Raw genomic sequence first — 25,213 nt, 5'->3', positions numbered from 1 at the left:
GCTCCCCGCCGGCAGCCCCGACCCGACGGCGGCCGACTGCGCCGAGGCGGTCCGCAAACGCGGCTCCTACCTGGGCGGCGAACTGGCCCTGGGCTCCCGCTTCTGCGCCGTGACCGACGAGGGCCGCACCGCGTACTTCAAGCTGACCTCGGTGCCCGCCGGCGAGACCCCGGTACGCATGGAGGTCACCGTCTGGGACCTGGCCGGCTGAGGTCGGGCGGCGGATCCGACCCGGGCGCCGCCCTGCTCAGGGGCACAGCGGATCGGGCCCGACCGGGACGCGGACCGCGTTCCACGCGGCCTGCGTGGCCCGGAACACGACGCAGGTGGGATCCAACTGCTTGGCGGCGGCGAGGGTCAGTAGGCGCTCGCGCCCGTAACCCGTGCCCTTCACCCGCATCTGCAGCGCCTGGTGGACGACCTTGCCGGCCATCCGGATACCGACCCCGGTGACCGTCGAGTTGTTGCAGGTCGGACTGGTCGGCTTGCCACCGCCGGGGCTGCTGCCCTCGGCGAGCAGGTAGAACCAGTGGTTCAGCACGCCCGATGCCCGGTACTCCTCCATGGTCGGGATCGCCGAGGAGTAGCAGTTCTCGTGGCCCGCGAGCGAGGGGTCGTACATGAAGCGCAGCGGCCCCGTGCCGAGCAGGTTGACCTTCTCGCCGATCAGGTAGTCCGGCTCGTCGTACGGCAGCGGCTCGTTGGCGTACGCCTCGGTCAGCGTGCCCATGATGTCGGCGAAGCCCTCGGCCAGTCCCGGATCCCGGAACGGCCAACCGGGCGCCGTCTCGTCGACGGCGTGTCCGTATTCGCGGCCCACGAGATCCATCTGGGTGACCCACGTATCGTAGGTGGGGCCGGTATGCCCGATGTCGATGGTCTTGCTCGTCGAATTCCAGTAGAGGCCCACATCGGGCAGGCCCACACGCAGCGGCCACGCCCCGCCCTGCGCGTTCTGCCCGTTGCGGCCCAGCCAGTTGCGGAACATGTCGAACTGCTTCTGCGCCGCCCACATGGCGTCGACGCAGGCGGTCTCCAGCCTGGTCGGGTTGCCGTCGCCCCAGTCGTTGACCGATTTGGTGTAGACGTTGCCGGTGCGGTAGCTCTTGCAGAGCAGATTGAACCGGTTCGGGTCGCGCAGCGAGTACGACCCGCCGGTGCCCGTGGTGTCGATCGCGAGCGGGTCGGGCCCGTTCCACGCACCGTGTCCGGTCCCGGACACCAGTGCGGCGGCGGGCGTCGATCGGAGGCGGTCCGCGTTCGAACTCTGCGTGGTACCGAGCAGCAGGGCGATCACCAGGGCCAGGCACGAGCCGATGGTCAGCGTGGTGCGATGCATCCGGTCTCCCCGGGTGGAAGGCGGGTTCGTCGCGCGAGCGACACGTTCACACCCCGTCGGGGCGCGGTCAAGGCCGGCGGCGGTCATCGGCACATTCCGGCTACTCCCGCCATCCTTCCGAATCGGCTTGTCGCCGACCGGTCACAGGGAGCAATGTGGGGTGCGTGGCGGTGTTCGGACGGGGCCGAAGGCACGGGATCGCGGCCTATCCGCGGTCCGCGTATCTCCTGCGGGAGCGGCACGAGCGGTTGCTGGAACTGATGCTTCTGGAGTTGGCGAACGTCCGGGAGCGGCTCGCCGAGCAGCCGCGGGACGCGGCCGTGGATCGGGGGCGCCGGGAACTCGTCGCGCAGGCCGCGCACTTGGCCGGGCGCATCCCGCCGGGCTTCCCGGCCGTGTTCGCGAGGTGGGTGACGATCCTGGAGGCCGCGCGGGAGTACGACGTCGCCGTCGCGCTGGACCTGGGCACATCCGCGCTGCGTCAGGCCCGGGAGGACGCCGTCGCCAACGGGCGCGCGACCGCCGCGCATGTGGCCCTGGCCGACGCGCACGCACGGACCCTGTGCGCCGTCGGCGCCGCGCCCGCCGAGCGGGTCGCGCTCGCGGACCTGCGGCGCGCGTGGGTCGGGCTGATCGATCCGGACGCGTAGCGCCCGGATGAGCGGAAAAGGCGGGTGCCGGCCCCGGATTCGTGTTCCGAATCCGGGGCCGGCACCCGCCTCGCCGTTGCGGATGTCGAGCCGTCCGCGCGCCGTCCGGGCTACCGGACGTTCGCGATGGAGTCGTCCGCGTCGGTGCCGCGACGCTTGGCGCCGAGCAGCGGGACCAGGTTGAGCAGGAGTCCGACCACGGCCACGCCGGTGACGAGGTTGGCGCCGGGACGGTAGGAGCCGAAGTCGGCGTCGCCGGCCTTGGCACCGGTGGTCAGCGCGGTGACCACGGCGAGCACGAGGGCCGCGCCGACCTGGCCGGAGGTCTGCACCAGGCCGGAGGCGAGACCCTGCTCGGAGTCCTCGATGCCCTCGGTGGCCTGGGCCATGATCGCGCTGAAGCCGAAGGCGAAGCCGCCGCCCAGGAGCAGCATGGTGGGCAGCACCGCCAACGCGTAGTTCGGCGTGGTGCCGGCGGTGGCGAGGAACCACACGTAGCCGAGGCTCATCGAGGCCATCGAGGCGATCAGCAGCGGCGCGGTGCCGTAGCGGTTGATCAGCTTGCCGGTGAACGGCGAGCCGAAGGCCACGACCAGGCCGGCGGGCAGCAGCGCGAGCGCCATCCGCAGCGCGGACCAGCCCAGCCCGTCCTGGAGGTAGAGGGTCATCATGAACTGGAAGCTCATGTAGGAGCCCATCAGCGCGACCATGCTCAGGTTGGCCCGGACCACGGTGCCGACGCGCAGGATGCCGAACCGCACGAGCGGGTGCGCGATGCGCTTCTCGACCAGGACGAACGCGGTGAGCAGGGCGGCGGCCAGGACTATCGAGCCGAGGGTCAGCGGTGCGCCCCAGCCCCGTTCGGGTGCGGAGACGACGGTGTAGACGGCCAGCAGCATGCCGCCGCTGAGGGTGACCGCGCCGACCACGTCGTGGCCGCCGGAGTCGGCGGGACGGTCGCGCGGGATCAGGAACCAGCCGCCGATCAGCGCCAGGATGGCGAGCGGCACGGGGATCAGGAAGGTCCAGCGCCAGCCGAACTCGGTGAGCAGGCCGCCGAGGATCAGGCCGGAGGAGTAGCCGCTGGCGCCGAAGACGGAGAAGACGGACAGCGCCCGGTTGCGGGCGGGGCCCTCGGGGAACGTCGTGGTGAGGATGGACAGGGCGGTGGGCGCGGTGAACGCGGCGGCCAGGCCCTTGATGAAGCGGGTGGCGATCAGCAGGCCGCCGCTGTCGACCATGCCGCCGAGCAGCGAGGCGCCGGCGAAGACGGCGAGGGCGATCAGGAAGACCCGACGGCGCCCGAGCAGGTCGGCGGTGCGACCGCCGAGCATCAGCAGGCCGCCGTAGCCGAGGATGTAGCCGTTGACGATCCATTGCAGAGAGGTCGCCGACAGGCCGAGTTCGTGGCCGATCGACGGCAGCGCGACGCCGACCATCGAGACATCGAGGCCATCCAGGAAGAGCACGAGGCACAGCACGGCCAGGACGCCCCAGAGTCTGGGGGTCCAGTGCGAACCGGACGGTGTTTCGGCCGACGAGGAGGACGAGGGGACGGAGTGCTCGCGGGAGGACGGTCCCGCGTAGGTCTCGACTGTTGAAGCCATGGGCAAGAACGTACATGCGCACGCATTGAATGTCTACGCATTAAATGTGGGTGCAATAAATTTGCTTGCATGTTACGGCGGCCGGCGCTACCGTGACGCAATGAAGACGAAGGACCCGCTGATCGAGAGCTGGCGCGAGCTGTTGTCGCGGTACAGCCGGGTGGCGCACGAACTCGATCGCGCTCTTCAGGCCCGACACGACCTCACGATGAGTGAGTACGAGGTCCTCGACCGCCTGGTCGACGCGGAGGGCTGCAAGTCCCGCATCCACGATCTCGTCGTCGATCTGCACCTGAGCCAGAGCGCGTCCTCGCGCGCCGTGGCCCGCCTCGAGAAGTGCGGCCTGGTGCAGCGCGCGATGTGCGAGAGCGACCGCCGGGGCGTCTTCGTCATCGCCACCGACAAGGGCCGCGCCCTGCACGAGCAGGCCCGGGCGACCCAACTCGCCGTACTCGGCGAACACCTGGTCTGAGCCCGCCGGGCACGCTTGCCTTCACGCCGGCGTCAATGTCTACGGTCGTCCTCGCCGGCCGCCGCACAGGGCCGATCCCGAGTCGGATCGCCTCCCGCGACGGCTTCCGGCACCGTGCCGAACCGACACTGCGACGATTCGAGGCCGAGCGTGCCCTCCCTCCTGCATCTCGACGCCAGCATGCGTCGGACCGGATCCGTATCCCGGGACCTGTCCGCCCACTTCGCCGCCCGCTGGCGCGAACGCCACCCGAGCGGCGCGTACACCTACCGGGACCTGGCCGCCCAGCCGATCCCGCACCTGACCCACGCGGTGCGCGAGGCGCTGGTCGACCCGGGCGCCGCACACGGCGCGCCGGCGGACGAATGGGCGCTGACCACCGCGCTCAACGCCGAGTTGCGCGCGGCGAGCACGGTGGTGATGGGCGTGCCGATGTACAACTACTCGATCCCGTCCACGATCAAGTCCTGGCTGGACCGGGTCGTCTCCCCGGCCACCATGGCGGTGCCCGGCGGCGAACCCGGCCCCCTGGCGGGCACGTCCGTGATCGTGATCAGTCCTCGGGGCGGTTCGTACGCCCCGGGCACGCCGCGCGCGGGCTGGGACCACCAGGAGCCCTATCTGCGCGCCGTCCTGCGGGCCATCGGCCTCACCGACGACCTGACCGCCTTCGTACCCGCCGAGTTGACGCTCGCCGCCGTCGTGCCGCAGATGTCCGCCCTGAAGCCGCTCGCCGAGCAGTCTCTCGAACGGGCCTACCGGACCCTGGAATCACTGGCCGACCGGGATGCGGTGCGGGCGGGGTAGCCCGTTGTCAGTGGGCCGCCTGGGAGAAGTGGCTGGGGCGGCCGTCGTGGTGGATCAGGGTGCCCAGGCGCGCGGCCTCCGCGCGGTGGAGCAGGCGCGGAGGGCCGTCGGGCCGGCGGAGCACGGTTGCATGCCACGGGGTGGCCCATACGTCGGGGGCGTCCAGCAGACGGATCCCGAACTTGTCGGCGCCGCGCCGCTGCGGATGGATGGACAGGCGTACCGCGCGCGGGTGGTGTTCGGCGATCAGGTCGCTCCAGGCCCGGCTGCGCTGGATGACGCCGTAGGCGCGGTCGCGGCAGTCGCGTTGCAGCGCGGAACGGGTGCCGGGGAAGTCGGCGGTGTCCTCGAACAGGAACCGGGTGATGCCCCGGTACAGCCGCAACGTGTCCTCGTCGGACCGGACTTGGGCCCGCAATTCGGCCAGGGTCGGGGCGTGGCGCGCGTGCAGCCAGGCACGTTTGTCCGCGTGTGTGCGAGGGCCGGTCCGGCCGGTCGGATCGTCGCCCAGCACGTCGCGCAGGTCGAACACGCTCAGCCGGTCCAGGTCGTTGTCGGCGATGACGGCGCGCAGTTCGTCGGTGTAGGCGTCGACGTGCGCGTCCGGGACCCGGACGAGGTCGGCGAAGACGTGGCCGTCGGAGCAGATCAACATCCGGGCGCCGGGCGGGTGTACGGCCGCCACCGACGCGCACAGCCCGTCCAGGAAGGCCAGGCTCAGCCGTTCGCCCTCGTCGGGCAGATGTCCCAGGACCTTGGCCGGGTTGGGCGATTTGCAGGGGAAGCCCGGCAGCGCGAACACCACGGGTTCGCCCCTGGCGACGAAGTCGGCCAGTCGGTCGAGTTGTTCGGGGAAGTCGGCGACCGATTCGCGGCCCGGGTCGAGGTCGCGTTCCGCCGCACGGCGGTGTGGCAGGAGCAGTTCCAGGATCGCGGCGCTGATCGCGGCGGTCTGCGTGGGACCCGGGCGGTCGCGGCGGTCGATGGCGTGCATGGCGTCGGCTCTCCACGGGCTGAGCGGCGGGTTGGTGGGCGCAGGACAGCGGGGCACCCCGGCGCGGTGCCGGCCGGGGCGCGCGAATGTGCCTGTGGGAAAAGGTGGTTCGGGGGCCGAGGTGTGGTCAGGCCCGCTCGGTGTAGGTGACCGGCAGCGCGTCGACACCGCGCGCGAGCACGGCGGGGATCCACTCGACGTCGTCGACCGGCACGGCCGGGGCCAATCCCGGCAGGCGGGCGACAAGCGTGCCGAGCGCGACCTGGAGTTCGACCCGGGCCAGTGCGGCGGCCGGGCAGAAGTGGATGCCGTGGCCGAAGGCGAGGTGCGGATTGGGGCTGCGGTCGAAATCGAGGGTGTCCGCGTCGGGAAAACGTCTCGGGTCCCGGTTGGCCGCGCACAGTGAGACGATCACCGAGTCGCCGGCGGGTACGGGGGTGCCGTGCAGATCGTCGTCCGCGGCGAGGAAGCGCCAGGTGGTGAGTTCGAACGCGCTGTCGTAGCGCAGCAGTTCCTCTACGGCGGCGGGCAGGAGCGCGGGGTCCTCGCGGAGTCGGTCCAGGTGTCCGGGGTGCCGCAGGAGGGTAATCAGGGCGGTGCTGATCTGGTTGGTCACGGGCTCCTGTCCGGCGACCAGGAGTTGGAAGATCATCGAATCCAGCTCGGCCCGGGTCAGTTCGCCGGCGGCGTGCGCGGCGACCAGTCGGCCGAGCAGGCCGTCGTCGTCCGGATCGGCCCGGCGATCGGCGACGAGGTCGGCGATATAGCCCTGGAGTTCGCGCAGCAGCGCCTCGTACCCGGCCCGGCGCGGGTCTCTCGGACCGACGGGCTGCACCACCTTGCACCACTCGCGCCGAAACCGGGCCGCGAACCCCTCGGGCAGACCGATGACCTCGGCGAGCACCCGGAACGGGAAGCGGGCCGCGAAGCAGGCCACGACGTCCGCTCCCCCGCCGGCCGGCATGGCGTCGACGAGGTCGTCGGCGATCTCCTGGATCCGGGGTCGCAGCGCGTCGACCCGGCGCGGTGCGAAGGCGTCGGTGACCAGGCGGCGCATGGTGGTGTGCTTGGGCGGGTCCTGGTGGAGCAGATGCACCTGGAGTTCGGTGTGTTGCGGCTCGGGCATGATCGAGGCCAGGGCCCGCCAACGGTCGTTGCCCAGGTCGTGGTTCTTGCCCAGCCGGGGATCATTGAGGGTGGCGTGCGCGGCCTCGTAGCCCGTGATCAGCCAGGCGCCCACCCCGCTGGGGAAGCGCACCCGGTGGATCGGGCCGGCGGCGCGGAGCTTGGCGTACAGGGGGTAGGGGTCGCGTTTGTACTCGCGCCCGTACAACTCGACGGCGTGCGGGGCGTTCTCGGTGCGGTCGGGGCGGTTCGTACCGGGTTCGATCCGGGTCACGGGGTGCGTCTCCTGCGGTGCGGTGCGGTGCGGGGGCGGTGGTTGGGCAGCGGTGTGGATCGGGTGCCGGTCGGGGCTCAGATGGTGATCTCCGGTCGGTACACGTCCAGCCACAGGCCCAGGTCGACCACTCGTTCCAGGCGCAGCCGGTGTCCCCACGGCAGTTCGTGCGCGGGCGTGTCGAGGCAGGACTTGATCACCGTCTCGTCGACGAGCGCGCGGACCTGTCCGCCGTGTCCGTCGAGGGCGTCCCGGGCCAGGTCCTGCAATCCCCGGTTGTAGTCGGGGTGATGGGTGGCCGGGTAGTGGTTCTTGGGCCGCTCCCGGACCGAGCGGGGAGCGAGTGTCTCGCCGGCGGCGGCTCGCAAGAGGCTTTTCTCCCGACCGTCGAAGGAGTGCAGCGACCACGGCACGTCGTAGGCGTACTCGACCAGGCGGTGATCGCAGTAGGGCACCCGCACCTCCAGACCCTGGGCCATGCTCAACCGGTCCTTGCGGTGCAGGAGTTGGCGCAGCCAGCGGGTCAGCGACAGGTGCCGCAGTTCGCGCAGCCGGTGCTCCTCGGCGCTCTCGTGCGCGGCGTGCGGAACGGCGGCGAGCGCGGTGCGGTAGGTGTCCGCCCGGTATTCGCCCATGCGCAGGGCGCCCGCGACGTCGGGATGCAGCGGCATCGCGGCCTCGTCGCCGGTGACCAGGAGCCACGGGAAGGTGTCGGCGGCGCGTGCGGCGGGACTGTGGAACCACGGGTAGCCGCCGAAGACTTCGTCGGCCGCCTCTCCCGACAGCGCGACGGTGGCGTGCCGGCGGATCTCGCCGAACAGCAGGTACAGCGAGGTGTCCATGTCACCGACGCCGATCGGCGAGTCGCGGCAGGCGACGACCGCGCGTCGGTGCTCCGGGTCGAGCAGGGAACGCGGGTCCAGGACCACCGTGTCGTGCTCGGTGCCGATGAACCGGCCCGCTTCGGCGGCGTACGGGGTGTCGTGGCCGGTGCGCAGTATGTCGGCGGTGAACGTGTCGGCCTGGTCGGTGTAGTCGACCGCGTAGGAGCGGATCCGGGCGTCGGGGCCCTCGCGGCGCCGCAGTTCGTCGGCGAGCAGCGCGGTGACCACGGTGGAGTCCAGGCCGCCGGACAGCAGGCTGCACACCGGTACGTCCGCCTCCAGTTGGCTGCGGGCGGCGTGCTCGACCAGGGCGCGCACCCGTTCCACGGTGGTGTCGCGGTCGTCGTGGTGTGGGCCTACCGCCAGTTGCCAGTACCGGTGTTCGCGCGTTCCGGCGCGGTCGAGGGTGCGGATCGAGCCGGGTTCGAGCTCGTGGATCCCGGTCCAGACGGTGGGTCCGGTGTCGAAGAGCAGCCCGTAGGCCGCGCGCAGTCCGTCCGCGTCCACGCGCGGTCGTATCTCGGGGTGGGCGAACAGGGCCTTGGGCTCGGACGCGAAGGCGATGCCGTCACGCACGCGCGCCCAGTACAGCGGCTTGACGCCGAATCGGTCGCGGATCAGGACCAGGCGGTCGTACCGCAGGTCCCAGATCGCGAACGCGTACATCCCCTCCAGGTGTTCCGCGCACGCGTCGCCCCATTCGAGGTAGGCGCGAAGCACCGTCTCGGTATCGCTGCGGGTGCGGAACCGGTGCCCGGCACGGCGGAGTTCGGCCCGCAGCTCGTGGTGGTTGTACACCTCGCCGCTGTACACGAGGACCACTCGGGGGTCCTCGGGCCGGTCTCCCATCGGCTGCGTGCCGCCCGCGAGGTCGAGCACGGCCAGGCGGCGGTGACCGAACGCCGCGTGTGCGCCCGCCCATACGTCCCCCGCGTCCGGGCCGCGCGGGGTCAGGGTCGAGGTCATCGCCTCGACGACCGTTCGGCGCGGGCGCCCGTCGGGCCGGAGGCACACCCAGCCGGCGATTCCACACATGCGTGATCCGTCCTTCGGTCGAGGCGTCGGCTGCGGAGGGATCGGGGCGGGGTCGATGGCGCCGCCGGGACGCCCCCGCCCTCGTCGTTCCACCCGAGCAGTCGTCCGTCCGACCGACAAAGTTCCCGGCCGCGCGGGTGGGTTCACGCGGTCCGGTTCACGTGGTCGGGGCGGGGCCGGCGGCGGGGCGTCGGGCGAGGAGCGTGATGACGAGCGCCGCGACGATCAGGACTCCCGCCACGGCGAAGGTGATCCGGGTGCCGGCCGCCACCGCGTCGGGGCGTGCCGTGGTCACGTCGTGTGCGCCCGAGGCGAGCGCGAAGATCGCGCCCATCACCGATGTGCCGGTGATCAGGCCGAGGTTGCGCGACAGGTTGAGCATGCCGGAGACCACCCCGCGTCGGTCGGGCCGGACGTCGGCCATCACGGCGGTGTTGTTCGCGGTCTGGAACACCGCGTATCCGGCGGTCGTCACCACGATCGGGGCCAGGTAGCCGGCCGGTCCGAGGTGTCCCGAGGTCAGCGCCAGGGCGAACGCGCCGACGGATATCGCGATCAGCCCGACGACGGTCATCCGCCGTGCGCCGAAGCGGTCCGCGATCCGGCCGGCCGGTATCCCCGTGAGCGCGGCGACGACCGGGCCGACCGACATGACGAGTCCGACGAGCGCGTCGCCGAGGCCGAGCGCCCGCGCGAGGTGGAACGGCCCCACCACGAGCGTGGCCATCATCACCGTCGACACCAGCGCACTCGTGGCCAGACTCGCGCTCAGCGCCGGCTCGCGGAACATCGCCAACCGGATCAGCGGGGACGCCGCCCGCGCCTCGGTCCGTACGAACAGCGCGACGCCGAGCCCGGCCGCCACGAGCAGCGCCGCGTTGAGCGCGCCGAATCCGCCGCGCCCGACGGTCATCGCGAGGGCATAGGCGCCGAGCGTCCCGGCCAGCAGCAGCGTGCCCACGTGGTCGAAGCGGGGTCGGTCGGCCCCGGGCTCGCGGCGGTCGGTCGGCAGGTGCCGGTGTGCCAGGAACAGGGCCAGGATCCCCAGCGGCACGTTGACCAGGAAGATCGCCCGCCACCCCGGCCCGGCGATCAGCGCGCCGCCGAGCGACGGACCGAGCGCGGTGCCGACGGCGGACATCGTGCCGAGCAGCCCCATCGCGCTCCCGGTCCGCTCCCTGGGCACCGTTTCGCCGACGAACGCCATGGTGAGCGCCATCATCACGGCCGCCCCCAGACCCTGCGCGGCGCGGGCGGCGATCAGCGTCTCCAGGGTCGGTGCCAGGCCGCACGACACCGAGGCCCCGGTGAACACGCCGATCCCGGCCAGGAGCAGCCGGCGGCGCCCGATCAGGTCGCCGAGTCGGCCGGCGCCGACGATCACGGTGGTGATGGCCAGGAGGTAGGCCAGCACGATCCACTGAACCCGGGCGAAGGAGGCGGAGAACGTATCCGCCAGCGTCGGCAGCGCGACATTGGCGACGCTCGTGCCCAGCGAGGACAACAACATGGACAGGCACAGCCCGGCGAGCGCCCACCGCACCGAGCCCGACGCCGGCCGCACATCGTGGGTCACCCGCACATCCCGCGAAATCTCTGAGGTCATGGCGAGGAGGCTGCACCGGCTCCCCCACCCCGGCAACTCGTGTTGCCAAGATGGGGACGGCACGGTGGAATGCCCGCATGACGGACGACGCACCCCCCTACCGAGCGGTCCTCGACGAGGTCGCGCCCCGCCTTCGGCGGCTGCGGGCCGAGCGTGGTCTCACGCTCGCCGCGCTGTCCGAGACGACCGGCATCTCCAAGAGCACGCTGTCCCGACTGGAGTCCGGGCAACGGCGGCCCACGCTGGAGTTGCTGCTGCCGCTGGCGGGCGTGTACCGGGTGCCGCTGGACGATCTGGTCGGGGCCCCGGAGGTGGGGGATCCCCGGATCCGGCTGAACCCGCACCCGCTGCCCAGCGGCGGTATGTTCATCCCCCTCACCCGCACCCCCGGCCCGCTCCAGGCGTTCAAGATGATCATCCCGTTCCGGGGCACCGAGCCCGCCTTCCGTACCCACGAGGGCTACGAGTGGCTGTATGTGCTGGAGGGCCGGCTGCGGCTGATCCTCGGTGAGCACGATCTGGTCCTCGGCCCGGGCGAGGCCGCCGAGTTCGACACCCGGGTCCCGCACTGGTTCAGCAGCGCGGACGAACGGCCGGTCGAGGTGCTCAGCCTCTTCGGCCGCCAGGGCGAACGTATGCACGTACGCGCCAAGCCCCGCAGCGCCGCCGATCCCGAGTGACGACGGTCGACGGCAGGCCGCGGCAGCTCCCGGGCCCGGCTCGAAAGGCGTCGGCGGTCAGCCCCAGGACGGCCGGCTTCCGGCGACGGTCAGCCGGGTTGCCTCCCAGTCCGCGCCGACGTCGACGGCCGGGGTCCGGCTCAGGCCGGTGTTGCGCGCGGCGTCCTCGATCGCGTCGGGCTCGCCCGCGCCGTCCCGGCCGGGCCTGGGCGTGAGCAGCCAGACGGCGCCGTCCTCCGGAAGCAGGCCGACGACGTCGAGCAGCGTGTCGGCGAGGTCGCCGTCCTCGGCGCGGAACCAGAGCAGCACGGCGTCGGCGATGTCGTCGTAGTCCTCGTCGACGAGGTCGTGGCCCGTCAGCCACTCGATGCCCTCGCGGAGGTCGTGGTCGACGTCGTCGTCGTAGCCCAATTCCTGGACGATCCGGCCGGGTTCGAGGTCCAGCCGGACGGCGGGGTTGGTCTGCTCGTACTCGGTTGTGCTCATCGCTGCCTCCCGGATACCGACGCGCCTTTCACGTCGCTCAGTAGCCAAGCAGATACGAACGGTGCTCGCGGTGATCCACGCGGAAGGTCGTTGCCGAGGGCGCGGCCCCGGCCGGCGGCGCGATCGTCCATATGTGTCAAAAAAGCTACAAAGAGTGATATTCGCACTAAGCGAGGCAACCCTCCGATGCGCCGCCGCGTTCCCCATCGGATCACCGATCACGCGCCGGCCGCGAAGGAGAGAACAACGCTGATGCGTACCACTCGTGTCCTTAGCACCACGGTAGCCGCCGGCCTGTTGGCCGTAGCCATGGGCGGCACGGCCGCCGCGGCCGAAGGCCTCGGCCCGCAGAGCAAGACCCTCAAGGCCCCGGCGACCGGCACCAGTGTTGGGTCCGACGACGACCAGGCCGCGCGCACCGCCGACGGCGTGGGCCGCTGCCCCCGGCCCACGCACGACTGCCAGAGCGGGAAGCCGGACCACAAGCCGGCCGGGAAGCCCGACCACAAGCCGGCCGAGAAGCCCGCCGACAAGCCTGCCGACAAGCCCGATCACAAGCCGTCCGGGAAGCCGGACCACAATTCCGACCACAAGCCGGCCGGCAAGCCCGACCACAAGCCGATCCACCGGCCGGTCGTGATCAACCACGTCACGAACACCACCGTGAGCACGTCGCACGTGACGGTCAATCACACGACCAACAACACGGTGAACATCAACAACAACCACACGACGAACATCGTGCACAACCACAAGCCCGCGCACTCGAAGCCCGAACACCCCAAGCACGAGCGCCCGAAGCACGATCGGCCCAAGCACGTGCACCACAAGAACGACACGACCAAGCCGCACCACGTGGTCCAGCCGGCGGCCCACCACGGGACGCAGACGAAGACCACGCCGGTCGGCGCCGTCGCCGGTGGCTCGGGCGGGACCACCGAGTCCGACGCCGGTCTGCTCGCCCTGGGCGGCGCGCTGGCCGTCGCGGGTGCGGGCGCCGGTGCGTTCGCACTGCGTCGGGGCAGCCTGCGTGGCTGACACGTCCTTCGTTCGTCGCGTCGGCCGCCGCCTCCTGCTGGTGGTGGCCGTCGCGGCGGTGGTGTGCGGTGTCGTACTCGGCGTGATCGGCTACCAGAACCGTCGCCCGCCCGCGACGGCCACGGCCGCGCCCAAGTCCGTTGCCACGGCGGCCCCTTCCCCGGCCGCCGGCGCACTCGGCGATCCCGCTGGTTCCGCAGCGGCGCCGGCACCGCCGGAGGGACCGATCCTGGCCCGTTCCGAGCCGGTCACGGTCGACATCACGGAAATCGGCGTGCACGCTCCCGTGACCTCGGTCGGTCTCGACGCCGACGGTGCCGTGCAGGTACCGCCCGCCGAGGACGAGCGCCGCGCCGGCTGGTACGACCAGGGACCCACCCCCGGCGAACTCGGCCCGGCCGTACTGGTCGGCCACCTCGACTCGGCCGCCGGTCCCGCCGTCTTCTACGAAGTGGGCAACCTGCGTCCGGGCGCCACCGTCGAGATCCGCCGGGCCGACCAGAGCACCGCGATCTTCACCGTCGACGCGGTGGAACGCTTCACCAAGACCGACTTCCCGACCCAGCGGGTCTACGGCGACCTGAACCGCGCCGAGTTGCGGGTGATCACCTGCGGCGGCGACTATGACGCCGACAAGGGCGGCTACCAGGACAACACCATCCTGTTCGCGCACCTGACGGGCTCGCGCTGACCCACCCTCGCGCGTCCCCATGCCCGGTCGTCGTCCGCGACGACCGGGCATGGGGACGTCGTGGCTCAGGCCACCCGGGTCGTGTCCGGTTGTACGTTCGGTTGTACGTCCGGGTGTGCGTTCGGGTACGGCAGGCCGAGATTGTCGCGCAGCGTCGTACCGGTGTAGTCGGTGCGCAGCGAACCCCGTTCCTGGAGCAGCGGCACGACCTTGTCGACGAACTCGTCCAGGCCGGTGGGGGTCAGGTGCGAGCCGAGGATGAACCCGTCGGAGCCGTCCTGCTGGACGAACGTGTCGATCCGGTCGGCGACCTGCTCGGGTGTGCCGACGAACTCGGTGCGGCCGAAGACGTGGATCGCCAGATCGCGCAGCGAGTACGACTCGGCCTCGGCGAGCGCACGCCATTCGGCCACCCTGCGGTGCGCGTCCTCGGCGATCCGGGCCCGGCCGCGAATCACGGGCGGGCCCTCGGGGTCGGGATCCACATCGGGCAGCGGCCCGTCGGGGTCGTACCCGGACAGGTCGCGGTTCCAGACCGTCTCCAGGAGGATCTGCGCGGTGCGTCCGCCGATCTGGCGCCGGGTGATGTCGCGATGGCGTTCGATCGCGTCGGCCTCGCTCTCGCCCAGTACGAAGGACGCGTGCGGCAGCAGCTTGACCGCGTCGGCGGGGCGGCCGAGTCGGGCGGCCCGGGCCCGGATGTCCCGGTAGAACTCCTGGGCCTCGTCGAGGCGGTGGTACGGGGAGAAGATCGCGTCGGCCCCGCCGGCGGCGAAGTCGCGCCCCTGCGGTGAGACGCCGGCCTGTAGGATCACCGGCCTGCCCTGCGGACTGCGCGGCGTGGTGAATCGGCCCGAGATGTCGAACTGTGCGCCGTCGAACGCGAATTCGCCGGCCTTGGCATCGCGCAGGAAGACCCCCGCCTCCCGGTCGGCGGCCACCGCGTCCGCCGCCCAGGAGTCCCACAGTTCGCGGGCCGCGGCCAGGAACTCGCCGGCTCGGGTGTAGCGCTCGTCCCGGTGCAGGAAGTCGGCGCGGCGGAAGTTGGCGCCGGTGAACGCGTCGAACGAGGTGACCACGTTCCATCCGGCCCGGCCGCCCGACAGATGGTCGAGCGAACTCAACTGGCGGGCCAGCTCGTAGGGTTCGTTGAAAGTCGCGTTGATCGTGCCGATCAGGCCCAGGTGTTCGGTGACGGCGGCGAGCGCGGCGAGCACCGGCAGGGTGTCCGGGCGGCCGACGACGTCCTGGTCGAAGATCAGGCCGAGGCGTTCGCGCAGCGCCAGGCCCTCGGCGAGGAAGAAGAAGTCGAACCGGCCACGCTCGGCGGTCTGCGCCGCGTGCCGGAAGGAGGCGAAGTCGATCTGGCTGCCGGCTTCGGGATCGGACCACAGGGTGTGGTGGTTCACCCCGCCCAGGTAGGCGCCGAGGATGATCTGCTTGTGTGGCTTGCTCATCGGGATGGGTTCCTTCGTACGGGTGGCGAGACCGGTGGCGAGACGGGTGGTGCGACGAGTGGGTGCGCCGAAGTCACGACGCGGCGGCGGCCGGCGCGGGCGCGGCGTAGCGGTTCGCGGGACGCGGCAGGCCGAGGCGGGAACGCAGGGAACCCGCGTCGTAGGAGGTGCGGAAGACGCCGCGACGCTGCAACTCGGGTATCAACTCGCGGGTGATGGCGCGCAGATCGTGGGGCAGCGCGGCCGGGCGCAGGCGGTATCCGGTCAGCCCGGCGTGCTGCCAGTCCTGGAGCAGGTCGGCCAACTCGACGGCGGTGCCGGTGAATACGAGCGCGTCGCTCGCGTACTCCGCGCCGTCGAGGTCGTCGAGGCGTGCCTTGCGCTCGCGCGCCGCCGTGGTGCTCTCGTCGAGGACGACGACCACGTCGCCGAAGACGTGCACGGTCTGCGACTCCCGTCCCGCGAGCCGCTGTTCGGCTCGGATCTCGGTGACGATGTCCCGCGCGTGGTCGTGGTCGCGCGGGGTCACGTACACGACGTCGGCCGAGTCGGCGCCGAGCCGGTAGGGCACGGTGTCGTGGGCCAGCACGGTGACCAGCGGCTGACCCTGCGGCGGGCGCGGCACGATCGACGGGCCTCGGACCCGAAACCTCGGCCCGACGAAGTCGATGTAGTGCAGCTTGTCGCGGTCGATGAAGCGGCCGGTCGCCGCGTCACGGATCTCCGCGTGGTCCTCCCAGCTGTCCCACAGTCGGCGCACCACCTCGACGAAGTCCCGCGCCTCGGCGAAGGTTTCCGCGACCGCGGCCACCGCCTCGGGCTTCCCGAGGTCGGCGAACGTGAACGCCGGTTGCTCGCGCCGCCCGAAGTGGGCGTTGTCCACCGGCCGGGAGATCTGCGCCCGCCAGCCGGCCCGGCCCAGGCTCACGTAGTCGAGGGTGGCGATCGCCTTCGAGACGTGGAACGGCTCGGTGTGCGTCACGGTCGCCGTCGGGATCAGCCCGATGTGCCGGGTCGACGGCGCGACGCGGGCGGCGATCAACACCGCGTCCAGTCGACCGCGCACCTGGTCGATCCGGTCGTCGATGCGATCGAAGCCGGTGGACTGGAGGCCGAGCGCGTCCTCGATGGTGACGAAGTCGAGCAGTCCGGCCTCCGCCTCCGCGACCAGGTCGGTCCAGTAGCGGGCGGTGAACAACTCGTCGGCGCGGGAGTCGGGTTCGCGCCAGGCGGCCGGATGCCAACCGGCGCCGTCGAGAGCCACGGCCAGGTGGAGGGGGGTCGCGGGGTTCGGTACGGATGACATGGGTTCGGTTCTCGCTTTCGACGGGCACGGCGGATGACGGTGGCGAAGGTGAATGACGGTGGCGAAGCCGGATCCCTGCCGGGGCGACGCACGCCATGAGTCGGCCGCCCGGGCACGCGGCGTCGCCGGACGGCCCGCAGGGGGGCATGCCGAAGTTGCCTGCCACGGGCGGCGGTTCATGCGCGGAATCGACCGACCACGAGTCCTGCCGCGCGCGATGTCGCGTGCGGAACGGGTCGTTTCGTGGAGCGGCCGTGTGGGCCCGGGTGGGCGGAGGGTGCTACCCGGTCAGTGACACAGGGAGCCGGCGGAGCGGCGCAGATCGATGAACAGGCGCCGGGTCAACCGCGCCCGAGGCGACATCGCACCGGCGGCGGTGCGGGGGTACGCGGCAGGTGTGGCGCGGCGATTCGCCGTACTCATCCACCCGCTCATGCGATCGTTCCCCCGGTATCGGTCGACATTGCATCGGTCGACATCGCGACGCTAACGCAGCCCGTCCGGTCTTGTCCATCGACCCGGTCGGGGCCGGCCCCGGGCGTCGTTTCGAACCGTGAACACCCTTTGACGGAGCGGGAACATGCTCGTAGCCTGCGGATCATGTCTCAGTCCCGATGGCCGGGCGGTGCCGCGTGAGCGACCTGCGGGTGTTGGACAACGTGGCCTACACGTCCTTGACCGGACCGCATGCCGGCCTCGCCGAGAGCAAGGGGCGGGTGCGGCGTTATCCCGTCGACGTATCGCCGTTCGCGGCGCTGCCGGACGATCCGGACGCGGCGGATTGGGCGGATCTGGCCGCCCTGGCCGGTCCCGGCGCGGTCATACCACTGGCCAATGGGCAGACCCTGCGGCCGCCCGAGGACTGGGACGTGGTGATGCGACTGGCGGGCGTACAACTCCTGGGCGACGTCGTGGTGGGCATCCCCGACGACTCGCTGGTCCGGCTCACCGCCGCCGACGTACCGGAGATGTTGGATCTGGTCGCCCGTACCGAGCCCGGGCCGTTCCTGCCCCGCACCATCCAACTGGGCACCTATCTCGGCGTCCGCCACGACGGCGCGCTGATCGCGATGGCCGGGGAGCGCCTGCATCCGCCCGGCTGGACCGAACTCAGCGCGGTGTGTACCGATCCGGCGCACCGGGGACGGGGACTGGCGACGCGGCTGGTCCTGGCTCTGGTGGCCGGGATACGGGATCGGGGCGAGACTCCGTTCCTGCATGCCTCGGCCGGGAACGCCGACGCGATACGGCTGTACGAGTCGCTGGGCTTCCGGCTGCGGCACACCCCGACCTTCCTCGCCGTACGGGTCCCGGCGGACGAGCCCGTCGCCGGAGTGAACGCGCGGTAGGCGGCCGGCGGGTGGGCGTGGGGCCGGCGGGCCGCTCGTGCGGCCCGCCGGTGTGTACGTACCGATCGCCGTGGCTCGGTGCGCCCGTGCGCTCCCGGGGCCTGCGAGGACCGGTGGGGCCGTCAGCCCGGCGGGGCCTCGGCCGCCGTGGCGTCCTGGTCGGCGCGGTCGGCGGCCTTCTCCGCCTCGGCCACCGCCGAGGCCATGTCCGAGGGCGCGTCGGCGGGCGTGGCCCGGCTGCCGGCCGGTTTCGAGCCGTTGTCGCCGCCGTCCGAGCCGCCGCACCCGGTCAGGGTGACACCGAGGGCGAGCGCCGCCACGACGAGTCCGCCGATCCGGCGGCGCGCGCCGGTCACTTGCCCGCGGCGGACGGCTGCGTGTCGCACCACGTCTTGACGTTCGCCAGGTCGGCCTTGCGCTGCTTGAGTTCCGGCAACAGACGCTGACGCGTCGTCAACTTGTCGTTCAGGTAGGTCTTCACGGCCGGCCGGTTGAGCTTGTCCGCCTCGGCGATGCGCGCCTGCAGGTGTGCGATGGACCCCTTGACGGTCGCGTCGCCGCCCAGCCGCTCGATCGCCTTGGTCAGACGCGTGTCGACGGTCGGGACACGCTTGCAGATGGCCGGCTTGTGCTTGTCGCCGGCGGGCATCGGTCCGGCCTGGGCGGCGGGTGCCGAGACCAGGGCGCCGACGGTGGTCAGGGCGGCGAGGGCGCCCAGAGTGGCGAGGCGCCGGGGCGCGCGGGCGCGCGAAGTGGTGGTACGGCGAGACATGGTGGATCTCCCGAGTTCACGGTTCACCGCCCCGCTGCGGGGTGGCGTGCCGCGAGAGTAGGTCGCCGATCTGTGGGGTTCTTGTGAGCCGTCTGTGGGGTTTTTGTGAAGCGGGACTCGGCCGGGGGGCGCCCGGTCCGCCGGTCTCCCGGTTTCGCGGTCTGGCGGTCTGGCGGTCTCCGAGGCTTCTGGAGGCTCACTTCGCGGTGTCGACCGCCTCCGGTTCGCGGGTGAGCCAGTCGTGCCGGATCCCGTCGTCGCCGGTCGCGTCCGCCGCCGGGTGCCGTAGCGGGAGCACGACCTCGACGCGCGTACCGACGCCCGCGGGCGAGTCGGCGACCGTGACCCGGCCCCGGTGCAGCTCGACCTGCTGGGCGACCAGGGTCAGCCCCAGACCGGCTCCCGGGCTGTCCGGTCCGCGCCGGAAGCGCTCGAAGACCGCCGCGCGGCGGTCGACCGGAATCCCCGGGCCGGCGTCGTCCACCCGGATCCGGACGCCGTCGGGCACCGCCTCGACGGCGACCCGGATCGGGGTCGGCCCGTGCGGGCCGCGTCCGTGCACCAGCGCGTTGCCGATCAGGTTGTCCACGACCAGGCGCAGTCCCGGGCGCAGGCCGTCGACCCGGACCTCGCCGGAGCCGACCACCTCGACCTCCGCGCCTGGCTGCCGAATCCGCGCGTCGTGGGCCGCCTCGTGGGCGAGTTCGACCAGGTCCACCCGCTCGAAGGATTGCGCGTCGGCCAGGTCGCCCTGGGCGAGGGCGCGCAGCGAGGCGAGCAGGGACAGGATCCGCTCGTGGCCGGCGGTCAGGTCGGCCAGTACCTCGATGCGCTCGTGCGCCGCCAGGTCGGGGTAGCCGACGAGCACGTCGAGGTCGGTTCGCATCCCGGTGAGCGGCCCGCGCAGTTCGTGGTCGACGGTCGCGGCGAACGCGCTCGCCGTGTCCAGGGCGTCCCGGGTCCGCGCGGTCTGCACGTCGTAGCGCCCGAGCACGTCCGCGAGAGTGCGACCGAGTTCGTCCACCTCGGCCACACCCGACGGGACGTGTACGTCCGGCCGCTCCCGGTCGTCCGGTTCGATCGCCGCCGCCCGTCGGCGCAGCGCCCGCAACGAGCGGGTGGTCGTGCCGGCGACGACCAGGCCGGCGAGGGCGGAGATCGGTACGGCGAACAGCGCGACCACGAACACCCGGCGGCGCAGCAGCGCGGTACGGGCCTCGGTCTCCGCCGTCGGCTGGAACACCCGAAGCGTCGCCGACGCCCCGGAGCGCGTCGCACCCAGCGGCCGGGTGATCACGCGCCAGGCCTTGCCGCCGGAGCGCACGGTGACAGGCCCGGACCGCCGATTCTCCGGCAGCGCCACCTCGGGCGGCGGTTGCGGCCCGGCGGCGACCGGCCCGCCGGGCAGTTCGACGCGCACCCCGACGTCGAGCGCCCCGTCGAACAGCTTGGTCTCCCGGACCCGCACGGCATTCTCCCGATCGTTCTCGACGGCACGCAGAAGCGCCCGAGCATCCGGAGCAAGCCGATCGGCGCGCTGCCGCAACGTGACGTCCTGACGGTGAGTCACATCAGCGGTGACCCACCGCACAACCAGACTTCCGGCCGCGATCACGAGGAGGGGAACCAGGATGCCGACGGCGAGCGCGATCCGGGTGGACAACCGCATCGACAGTCGCCGGCGCCGGGCCGGGGAGGTGGCGCCCGACGGCCGGCGGCCGGCCTCGACGGATACGGGTCCACCGGCGGGCGCGGACGGCGCACCCCCGCCGGCCACGTTCACCGCCCGGTCCACATCTGCCGCCTTCACCGCCGGCCGTCCGACACGCGAAGCACGAAGCCCACCCCGCGCACGGTGTGCAACAGGCGCGGCCTGCCACCGGCCTCCAACTTGCGGCGCAGGTAGCTCACGAAGGTGTCGACCACATCGGTCCGCACCTCGAAGTCGTAGCCCCATACCCGGGCCAGCAACTGGTCCCGAGTCAGGACCAGCCCGGCATTGCGCACGAACACGTCGAGCAGCGCGAACTCGCGAGCGGTCAGGTTCACCGGCTCACCCTCGTAGGTGGCCAGATACGCGGCACCGTCCAGGGTCAGCGGCCCTGCCCGCAGCACCCGATCCCCGACCGGGGCCGGCGGTCGACGACGCAACAGCGCACGCAGCCTGAGTTCGAGTTCGCGCAGGTCGAAGGGCTTGACCAGGTAGTCGTCCGCACCCGATTCCAGCCCGGTGATCCGGTCGACGGTCTCGTCCCGAGCGGACAACATCAGCACCGGGGTATCCACCCCGCGCTCACGCAACGCGGCACACACCTCGATCCCGGTAAGCCCGGGCATGGCCACGTCGAGCACGATCGCCTGCGGCGCCGCCTGCCCCCCGAGCCCTTCTCCGGTCCCGACCGCAGCCAACGCCGCCGCCCCATCCGAGGCCAACTGCACCCGATAGCCGGCCAACCGCAGCCCCCGCTCGAGGGCCCGCCGAATGGCAGGATCGTCATCCACAACCAATATCCGAGCCGCCCCCGCAGCCCCCTCCCCCTCAACCACCCGTCCACCACCCCACACTCACCGGCCCTCCCAAAGGTGGTCGGACTCTACGCCGCGAGTATCCCCCGCACACGCGGCTCCGGGGACGGGACCAGGGCGGCGGCAACCGAAGCAAGAGCCCGCCGAAAACCTGCCCGAACAGGCAGAAGGCCCCCGGCACACGCTGCCCCTCGGGCCGCGCAGGCAGCCAGTGGCCGCCGCCGGCGTTCGGGACTCCAAAAACACGGGGCTCCCGACGAGACGCGCGTCTTGCTCGGCGAAACCCGGCTGGCAACGGGGGCAGAGAGGACGGCCGGGTCCAGTCCTCCGGAGAGCCTTCCCAAGCGGGTCGAGAGTTCTCGGCACCCATTGCGCCTTGGGCTGCGGTAGCCGGTCCGGGGCCCGTCCGAGTCGAAGATGGGCCGCCGCCAGCGTTCGGGGCTCCAAGACTTCGGGCTTCCGACGAAACACGCGCCTTGCTCGGCGAAAACCGGCTGGCAGCGGAGGGCAGGGAGGACGGCCGGGTCGAGTCTTCCGGAGGGCCTTTGCGATGGAGTCAAGCGTTCTTGGCGCCCGTTGCGCCTTGAGCTGCGGGTGGCCGGTCCGGGGCCCGCCCGAGTCGAAGATGGGCCGCCGCCAGCGTTCGGGGCTCCAAGACTCCGCGCCCCCGACGAAACACGCGCCTTGCTCGCCGAAAACCGGCTGGCAGCGGGCGGCAGAGAGGACGGCCGGGTCGAGTCTTCCGGAGGGCCTTTGCGATGGAGTCAAGCGTTCTTGGCGCCCGTTGCGCCTTGAGCTGCGGGTGGCCGGTCCGGGGCCCGCCCGAGTCGAAGATGGGCCGCCGCCAGCGTTCGGGGCTCCAAGACTCCGCGCCCCCGACGAAACACGCGCCTTGCTCGCCGAAAACCGGCTGGCAGCGGGCGGCAGAGAGGACGGCCGGGTCCAGTCCTCCGGAGAGCCTTCCCAAGCGGGTCGAGAGTTCTCGGCACCCATTGCGCCTTGGGCTGCGGGTAGCCGGTCCGGGGCCCGTCCGAGTCGAAGATGGGCCGCCGCCAGCGTTCGGGGCTCCAAGACTCCGCGCCCCGGACGAGACGCGCGTCTTGCTCGCCGAAAACCGGCTGGCAGCGGGGGCGAGGTGGGTGCTCGGGTCGGGTCTTCCGGGGCGCCTTCCCGAGTGGGCCGCGTGTTTTCGGCGGGCGGTGGCATGTGGGTGACGAAAGTTTACGAACCCGGATCGCATGGGTCGCCGGAGTCTTGGCGTGAGAGAAGATCGCAGGTCAGCGCGGACGGCGGCTGTTTCGGATGCCTTTGGAATCCGGTTTCGGCTCTCACCGGGCACTTTCGGTCTCCTCGACGTCCTTCCGTGGGGTCGCAGCGCCCGAAGTCGGCCCGATGGGGCGGTTTCGGTCTCCGCTCCGGCGTTGAGGGGGTCGAAGCGCACGAAACCGGCACTCGGCGCCCGACTTTCCACCCCGATCCCACAAAACCGCAGGTCACCGAAACTCGAAACCCATTACGGCCGATCGCGATCCGGTTCCGACCCCAACTCCCCTCCAAACGCCCCCGAAGCGCCCCGACCCACCCAGCAGGGTTCCTCGGAGGACTCGACCCGACCGCCCTCCCGGCCCGCCGCTGCCAGCCGGTTTTCGCCGACCAACACACCCGTCTCGTCGGAAGCCCGAAGTCTTGGAGCCCCGAACGCCGGCGGCGGCCCACCTTCGACTCGGACCAACCCCGCACCGGCCACCCGCAGCCCAAGGCGCAACGGGCGCCAAGAACGCCCGACCCCTTCGCAAAGGCCCTCCGGAAGACTCGACCCAGCCGTCCTCCCTGCCCCCCGCTGCCAGCCGGTTTTCGCCGACCAACACACCCGTCTCGTCGGAAGCCCGAAGTCTTGGAGCCCCGAACGCCGGCGGCGGCCCACCACCGACTCGGACCAACCCCGCACCGGCCACCCGCAGCCCAAGGCGCAACGGGCGCCGAAAGCACCCGACCTGCTCGAGAAGGTTGCCCGGAGGACTGGACCCGAGCACCCACCCTGCCCCCCGCTGCCAGCCGGTTTTCGCCGACCAATGCACCCGCCTCACCGGAGTCCCAAGCCTCGGAGCCCCGAACGCCGGCGGCGGCCCATCACCGACTCGGACCAACCCCGCACCGGCCGGCCCGCAGCCGAAAGCGCAACGCACCGCCGGGAACGCCCGACCCGCTCGGGAAGGCCCTCCGGAGGACTCGGCCCAACCACCCGCCCGCCCGTCCTCCCCGCGTACGCCACCCGACTTGCCAAGCCTCGGCGCCGGAGCTCCGCAGCGCCGCAGCGCCGGCGCCCGTGTCTTGGCAAGGCCGATCGGTGGCTTGGGTGTTGGGTCTGCATGTGCGGCCAGGATGGTGCTTTTGGTTGCCGAAGGTTTGTGGGCCCGGGCCCGGTCAGCCGATGGGGGCGTTTCCCGGGAGGCCGGCGTCGATGGCGGTGTTGCCTGTGGCCAGGTGGCAGACGAACCACTTGCCGTGTTCTCGGCGCAGGTCGACCGAGTAGGGCGAAGGGGAGTGGTCGGAGCCGGTGATCGAGACGTTCACGGTGGCCAGGTCGTCCTCCCGGGTGGAATCGACGAACGAGAACGTGAAGTCGGCGCCCTCGCCCGCCACCACCCGGCGGGTGTCCTCCTCGCGCGCGCCGTCGCAGGTGCCGTGGAACGCGGCCGCCGGTCGGCCGGCGGCGACCGCGTGCAGGTAGTCGCGCGTGGTGTCGTGCCACGGGCGGTCGAAGTCGGCCCCCGACACCGAGCAGGAGATCGTCACGACGGCCGCCAGAGCCGGTGTGGTGCCGCGCACGGCCCGCGACACCACCGTTCGCCACCAGGCGCAACGCCCCACGTTTCCCCCGCTCATCGCCACGATCGCTGGATCGTAGCGCGAACTCCCCTGAGAACAACCGGGCTTCACGTTGGCGATCGCACGGTTTCGGATCAACCCGGCGGCGCGGTGACGCGGGGTCGTCCGTCCCCCGATTCGCGCTTCGGACAGGCACGTTGGGGCGTCACTACTTCGACTGACTCGGACACCGCGAAGGACACGCTGCGGTCGGGCGGTGGTCGCTCGGTCGCTCGGACGGTGCGAACATCGAGGGCCGTCCACCCCCAAAAAGCTGATGATTGCCGAATCCCGGTCACCGGTAACGAAGCCGACTAACGTCGAATTCGGCACATTCGAGCGAACCTGCCGTCGGGTCCCCCGGCGGTGGCGCACGAGCGAAGGGTGAGGGTGGCGGTGATGAGTTCCGAGAGCGCGGTCGCGGCTGCCGAGGCGGCGCGGCGCTACTACGGCACCGGCGACGTCGACGGTTTCTATCGGGCCGTGTGGGGCGGCGAGGACATCCATACCGGCGTGTACGCCCGCGCCGACGAATCGGTCGCGGTCGCGTCCCGCCGCGCCGTCGAGCTCGCGGCGGATCGGGTCGCCGGGCGGCTCGGGCCGGAGCATACGGTGTTGGACCTGGGCTCGGGGTACGGCGGGCCGGCTCGCTACCTGGCCGGGCGGTTCGGGTGTCGGGTCGTCGCGCTCAACATCAGTCCGACGCAGAACGTCCGGCATCACGACACCAACGTCGAGGCCGGTCTGGACGGGCTGATCGAGGTCGTCACCGGCTCGTTCCAGGACATCCCGTACCCGGCGGGGCGGTTCGACGTGGTGTGGTCGCAGGAGGCGTTCTGCCACAGCGGTGATCGGCGGCAACTCCTGGCCGAGGCCGCTCGTGTACTGGCCCCGGATGGGGACCTGGTCTTCACCGACCTGATGGCCGCCGACGGCACCCCGCCCGAGGCGCTGCGCTCCGTGCTGGCCCGGCTCGAGGTGGCGGAGTTCGCCACGCCGTCGTTCTACCTCCGCGAGATCGCCGCGCTGGGCCTGACCCACATCGACTTCGACGACCGCAGCGACCAGGCGCTCACCCACTACCTGCGCCTGACCGAGGAGACCCACCGGCGCGCCGACGAACTCCGTGGCGTGATCGACCCGAGCTACCTCGCCGCCCTCCAGGAGAACCTGCCGTTGTGGGTCGACGCGTGCCGCAGCGGCCGGATGAACTGGGGCATCTTCCACTGCCGCCGCGCCGCCTGAGC

General features: G+C 71.8%; 24 protein-coding genes. 9 read left to right on the top strand and 15 right to left on the bottom strand.

Annotated elements, in window-relative coordinates; translation table 11 throughout:
* Nucleotides 1-211 (top strand): hypothetical protein (locus B4N89_RS50205; RefSeq protein WP_201261068.1); only part of this gene is annotated, 211 nt, incomplete at its 5' end.
* Between the two features lie 36 nt (nt 212-247).
* On the opposite strand, the gene B4N89_RS35835 is transcribed toward B4N89_RS50205, so the two are convergent.
* Complete coding sequence (locus B4N89_RS35835; RefSeq protein WP_235619109.1) at nt 248-1,339, bottom strand: M4 family metallopeptidase; 1,092 nt, start codon at nt 1,337-1,339, stop codon at nt 248-250.
* A gap of 164 nt (nt 1,340-1,503) precedes the next feature.
* On the opposite strand from B4N89_RS35835, the gene B4N89_RS35830 reads away from it, so the two are divergent.
* On the top strand, nt 1,504-1,989 hold the full coding sequence (locus B4N89_RS35830) for a hypothetical protein (RefSeq protein WP_078980616.1): 486 nt from the start codon (nt 1,504-1,506) through the stop codon (nt 1,987-1,989).
* A 110-nt stretch (nt 1,990-2,099) separates the two neighbouring features.
* On the opposite strand, the gene B4N89_RS35825 is transcribed toward B4N89_RS35830, so the two are convergent.
* Nucleotides 2,100-3,596 carry an MFS transporter gene (locus B4N89_RS35825; protein WP_078980615.1) on the bottom strand — a complete coding sequence of 499 codons (1,497 nt, stop codon included), beginning with the start codon at nt 3,594-3,596 and terminating at the stop codon, nt 2,100-2,102.
* Nucleotides 3,597-3,696: 100 nt separating this feature from the next.
* On the opposite strand from B4N89_RS35825, the gene B4N89_RS35820 reads away from it, so the two are divergent.
* Both B4N89_RS35820 and B4N89_RS35815 read left to right on the top strand, forming a co-directional pair.
* The gene (locus B4N89_RS35820) at nt 3,697-4,068 is read left to right on the top strand and encodes a MarR family winged helix-turn-helix transcriptional regulator (RefSeq protein WP_078980614.1); all 372 of its coding nucleotides are present in this window, start codon (nt 3,697-3,699) and stop codon (nt 4,066-4,068) included.
* 150 nt (nt 4,069-4,218) lie between these two features.
* Nucleotides 4,219-4,875, top strand: coding sequence for an FMN-dependent NADH-azoreductase (locus tag B4N89_RS35815; protein WP_078980613.1), 657 nt, complete (start codon nt 4,219-4,221; stop codon nt 4,873-4,875).
* Nucleotides 4,876-4,882: 7 nt separating this feature from the next.
* Here B4N89_RS35815 and B4N89_RS35810 read toward each other — a convergent pair whose 3' ends face one another.
* The 4 genes from B4N89_RS35810 to B4N89_RS35795 form a co-directional block, all read right to left on the bottom strand.
* On the bottom strand, nt 4,883-5,869 hold the full coding sequence (locus tag B4N89_RS35810; RefSeq protein ID WP_078980612.1) for an L-tyrosine/L-tryptophan isonitrile synthase family protein: 987 nt from the start codon (nt 5,867-5,869) through the stop codon (nt 4,883-4,885).
* Nucleotides 5,870-5,996: 127 nt separating this feature from the next.
* On the bottom strand, nt 5,997-7,268 hold the full coding sequence (locus B4N89_RS35805; protein WP_414646449.1) for a cytochrome P450 family protein: 1,272 nt from the start codon (nt 7,266-7,268) through the stop codon (nt 5,997-5,999).
* A gap of 77 nt (nt 7,269-7,345) precedes the next feature.
* Nucleotides 7,346-9,187: an asparagine synthase (glutamine-hydrolyzing) gene (gene asnB / locus B4N89_RS35800; protein ID WP_078980611.1), complete on the bottom strand. Its 1,842-nt coding sequence runs from the start codon at nt 9,185-9,187 to the stop codon at nt 7,346-7,348.
* Nucleotides 9,188-9,344: 157 nt separating this feature from the next.
* Nucleotides 9,345-10,793: an MFS transporter gene (locus tag B4N89_RS35795; RefSeq protein ID WP_078980610.1), complete on the bottom strand. Its 1,449-nt coding sequence runs from the start codon at nt 10,791-10,793 to the stop codon at nt 9,345-9,347.
* A gap of 77 nt (nt 10,794-10,870) precedes the next feature.
* Here B4N89_RS35795 and B4N89_RS35790 point away from each other — a divergent pair, with 77 nt between their 5' ends.
* Entirely contained in the window at nt 10,871-11,473 is a 603-nt protein-coding gene (locus B4N89_RS35790; protein ID WP_078980609.1) for a helix-turn-helix domain-containing protein, read from the top strand.
* Between the two features lie 57 nt (nt 11,474-11,530).
* Here the strand turns inward: B4N89_RS35790 and B4N89_RS35785 are convergent, their stop codons facing one another.
* Nucleotides 11,531-11,959, bottom strand: a complete 429-nt coding sequence (locus B4N89_RS35785; protein WP_078980608.1) for a DUF3052 domain-containing protein — start codon at nt 11,957-11,959, stop codon at nt 11,531-11,533.
* 252 nt (nt 11,960-12,211) lie between these two features.
* Between B4N89_RS35785 and B4N89_RS35780 the strand changes: the two genes are divergently transcribed.
* A complete protein-coding gene (locus B4N89_RS35780; protein ID WP_143658199.1) occupies nt 12,212-12,997 on the top strand; it encodes a hypothetical protein in 786 nt (261 codons plus the stop codon).
* Nucleotides 12,990-13,688 carry a class F sortase gene (locus B4N89_RS35775; RefSeq protein ID WP_101897427.1) on the top strand — a complete coding sequence of 233 codons (699 nt, stop codon included), beginning with the start codon at nt 12,990-12,992 and terminating at the stop codon, nt 13,686-13,688. Before B4N89_RS35780 ends, B4N89_RS35775 begins: the two co-directional genes overlap by 8 nt.
* A 65-nt stretch (nt 13,689-13,753) precedes the next feature.
* Here B4N89_RS35775 and B4N89_RS35770 read toward each other — a convergent pair whose 3' ends face one another.
* The 3 genes from B4N89_RS35770 to B4N89_RS52775 all read right to left on the bottom strand — a co-directional run bounded on the left by B4N89_RS35770 (nt 13,754) and on the right by B4N89_RS52775 (nt 16,874).
* A complete protein-coding gene (locus B4N89_RS35770) occupies nt 13,754-15,145 on the bottom strand; it encodes an NtaA/DmoA family FMN-dependent monooxygenase (protein ID WP_078980606.1) in 1,392 nt (463 codons plus the stop codon).
* 73 nt (nt 15,146-15,218) lie between these two features.
* Nucleotides 15,219-16,451, bottom strand: a complete 1,233-nt coding sequence (locus B4N89_RS35765; protein ID WP_078980605.1) for an LLM class flavin-dependent oxidoreductase — start codon at nt 16,449-16,451, stop codon at nt 15,219-15,221.
* A gap of 288 nt (nt 16,452-16,739) precedes the next feature.
* Nucleotides 16,740-16,874 (bottom strand): hypothetical protein, encoded by a 135-nt coding sequence (locus B4N89_RS52775; protein WP_268812566.1) that lies wholly within the window; start codon nt 16,872-16,874, stop codon nt 16,740-16,742.
* Nucleotides 16,875-17,083: 209 nt separating this feature from the next.
* Between B4N89_RS52775 and B4N89_RS35760 the strand changes: the two genes are divergently transcribed.
* A complete protein-coding gene (locus B4N89_RS35760; RefSeq protein WP_235619108.1) occupies nt 17,084-17,800 on the top strand; it encodes a GNAT family N-acetyltransferase in 717 nt (238 codons plus the stop codon).
* 122 nt (nt 17,801-17,922) lie between these two features.
* Here the strand turns inward: B4N89_RS35760 and B4N89_RS50200 are convergent, their stop codons facing one another.
* The 5 genes from B4N89_RS50200 to B4N89_RS35735 form a co-directional block, all read right to left on the bottom strand.
* Nucleotides 17,923-18,156 carry a hypothetical protein gene (locus B4N89_RS50200; protein WP_078980603.1) on the bottom strand — a complete coding sequence of 78 codons (234 nt, stop codon included), beginning with the start codon at nt 18,154-18,156 and terminating at the stop codon, nt 17,923-17,925.
* Nucleotides 18,153-18,572, bottom strand: a complete 420-nt coding sequence (locus B4N89_RS35750) for a hypothetical protein (RefSeq protein WP_078980602.1) — start codon at nt 18,570-18,572, stop codon at nt 18,153-18,155. Before B4N89_RS35750 ends, B4N89_RS50200 begins: the two co-directional genes overlap by 4 nt.
* A 196-nt stretch (nt 18,573-18,768) precedes the next feature.
* Complete coding sequence (locus tag B4N89_RS35745) at nt 18,769-20,382, bottom strand: sensor histidine kinase (protein WP_235619107.1); 1,614 nt, start codon at nt 20,380-20,382, stop codon at nt 18,769-18,771.
* Entirely contained in the window at nt 20,379-21,074 is a 696-nt protein-coding gene (locus tag B4N89_RS35740; RefSeq protein ID WP_414646448.1) for a response regulator transcription factor, read from the bottom strand. Before B4N89_RS35740 ends, B4N89_RS35745 begins: the two co-directional genes overlap by 4 nt.
* A gap of 2,448 nt (nt 21,075-23,522) precedes the next feature.
* Nucleotides 23,523-23,927, bottom strand: a complete 405-nt coding sequence (locus B4N89_RS35735; RefSeq protein ID WP_143658198.1) for a hypothetical protein — start codon at nt 23,925-23,927, stop codon at nt 23,523-23,525.
* Nucleotides 23,928-24,365: 438 nt separating this feature from the next.
* On the opposite strand from B4N89_RS35735, the gene B4N89_RS35730 reads away from it, so the two are divergent.
* A complete protein-coding gene (locus tag B4N89_RS35730; protein WP_078980767.1) occupies nt 24,366-25,211 on the top strand; it encodes an SAM-dependent methyltransferase in 846 nt (281 codons plus the stop codon).
* Nucleotides 25,212-25,213: the final 2 nt, after the last annotated feature.

Source organism: Embleya scabrispora, assembly GCF_002024165.1.
Taxonomy (GTDB): domain Bacteria; phylum Actinomycetota; class Actinomycetes; order Streptomycetales; family Streptomycetaceae; genus Embleya; species Embleya scabrispora_A.
This window is presented reverse-complemented; position numbering and strand designations above follow the sequence as displayed.

What these genes read in the sequence shown, in the direction of transcription:
- B4N89_RS35820 (WP_078980614.1), top strand. Translation starts at nt 3,697, where the DNA reads ATGAAGACGAAGGACCCGCTGATCGAGAGCTGGCGCGAGCTGTTGTCG.
- B4N89_RS35795 (WP_078980610.1), bottom strand. Translation starts at nt 10,793, where the DNA reads ATGACCTCAGAGATTTCGCGGGATGTGCGGGTGACCCACGATGTGCGG.
- B4N89_RS52775 (WP_268812566.1), bottom strand. Translation starts at nt 16,874, where the DNA reads ATGAGTACGGCGAATCGCCGCGCCACACCTGCCGCGTACCCCCGCACC.
- B4N89_RS35810 (WP_078980612.1), bottom strand. Translation starts at nt 5,869, where the DNA reads ATGCACGCCATCGACCGCCGCGACCGCCCGGGTCCCACGCAGACCGCC.
- B4N89_RS35730 (WP_078980767.1), top strand. Translation starts at nt 24,366, where the DNA reads ATGAGTTCCGAGAGCGCGGTCGCGGCTGCCGAGGCGGCGCGGCGCTAC.
- B4N89_RS35770 (WP_078980606.1), bottom strand. Translation starts at nt 15,145, where the DNA reads ATGAGCAAGCCACACAAGCAGATCATCCTCGGCGCCTACCTGGGCGGG.
- B4N89_RS35780 (WP_143658199.1), top strand. Translation starts at nt 12,212, where the DNA reads ATGCGTACCACTCGTGTCCTTAGCACCACGGTAGCCGCCGGCCTGTTG.
- B4N89_RS35790 (WP_078980609.1), top strand. Translation starts at nt 10,871, where the DNA reads ATGACGGACGACGCACCCCCCTACCGAGCGGTCCTCGACGAGGTCGCG.
- B4N89_RS35835 (WP_235619109.1), bottom strand. Translation starts at nt 1,339, where the DNA reads ATGCATCGCACCACGCTGACCATCGGCTCGTGCCTGGCCCTGGTGATC.
- B4N89_RS35750 (WP_078980602.1), bottom strand. Translation starts at nt 18,572, where the DNA reads ATGTCTCGCCGTACCACCACTTCGCGCGCCCGCGCGCCCCGGCGCCTC.
- B4N89_RS35785 (WP_078980608.1), bottom strand. Translation starts at nt 11,959, where the DNA reads ATGAGCACAACCGAGTACGAGCAGACCAACCCCGCCGTCCGGCTGGAC.
- B4N89_RS35765 (WP_078980605.1), bottom strand. Translation starts at nt 16,451, where the DNA reads ATGTCATCCGTACCGAACCCCGCGACCCCCCTCCACCTGGCCGTGGCT.
- B4N89_RS35825 (WP_078980615.1), bottom strand. Translation starts at nt 3,596, where the DNA reads ATGGCTTCAACAGTCGAGACCTACGCGGGACCGTCCTCCCGCGAGCAC.
- asnB (WP_078980611.1), bottom strand. Translation starts at nt 9,187, where the DNA reads ATGTGTGGAATCGCCGGCTGGGTGTGCCTCCGGCCCGACGGGCGCCCG.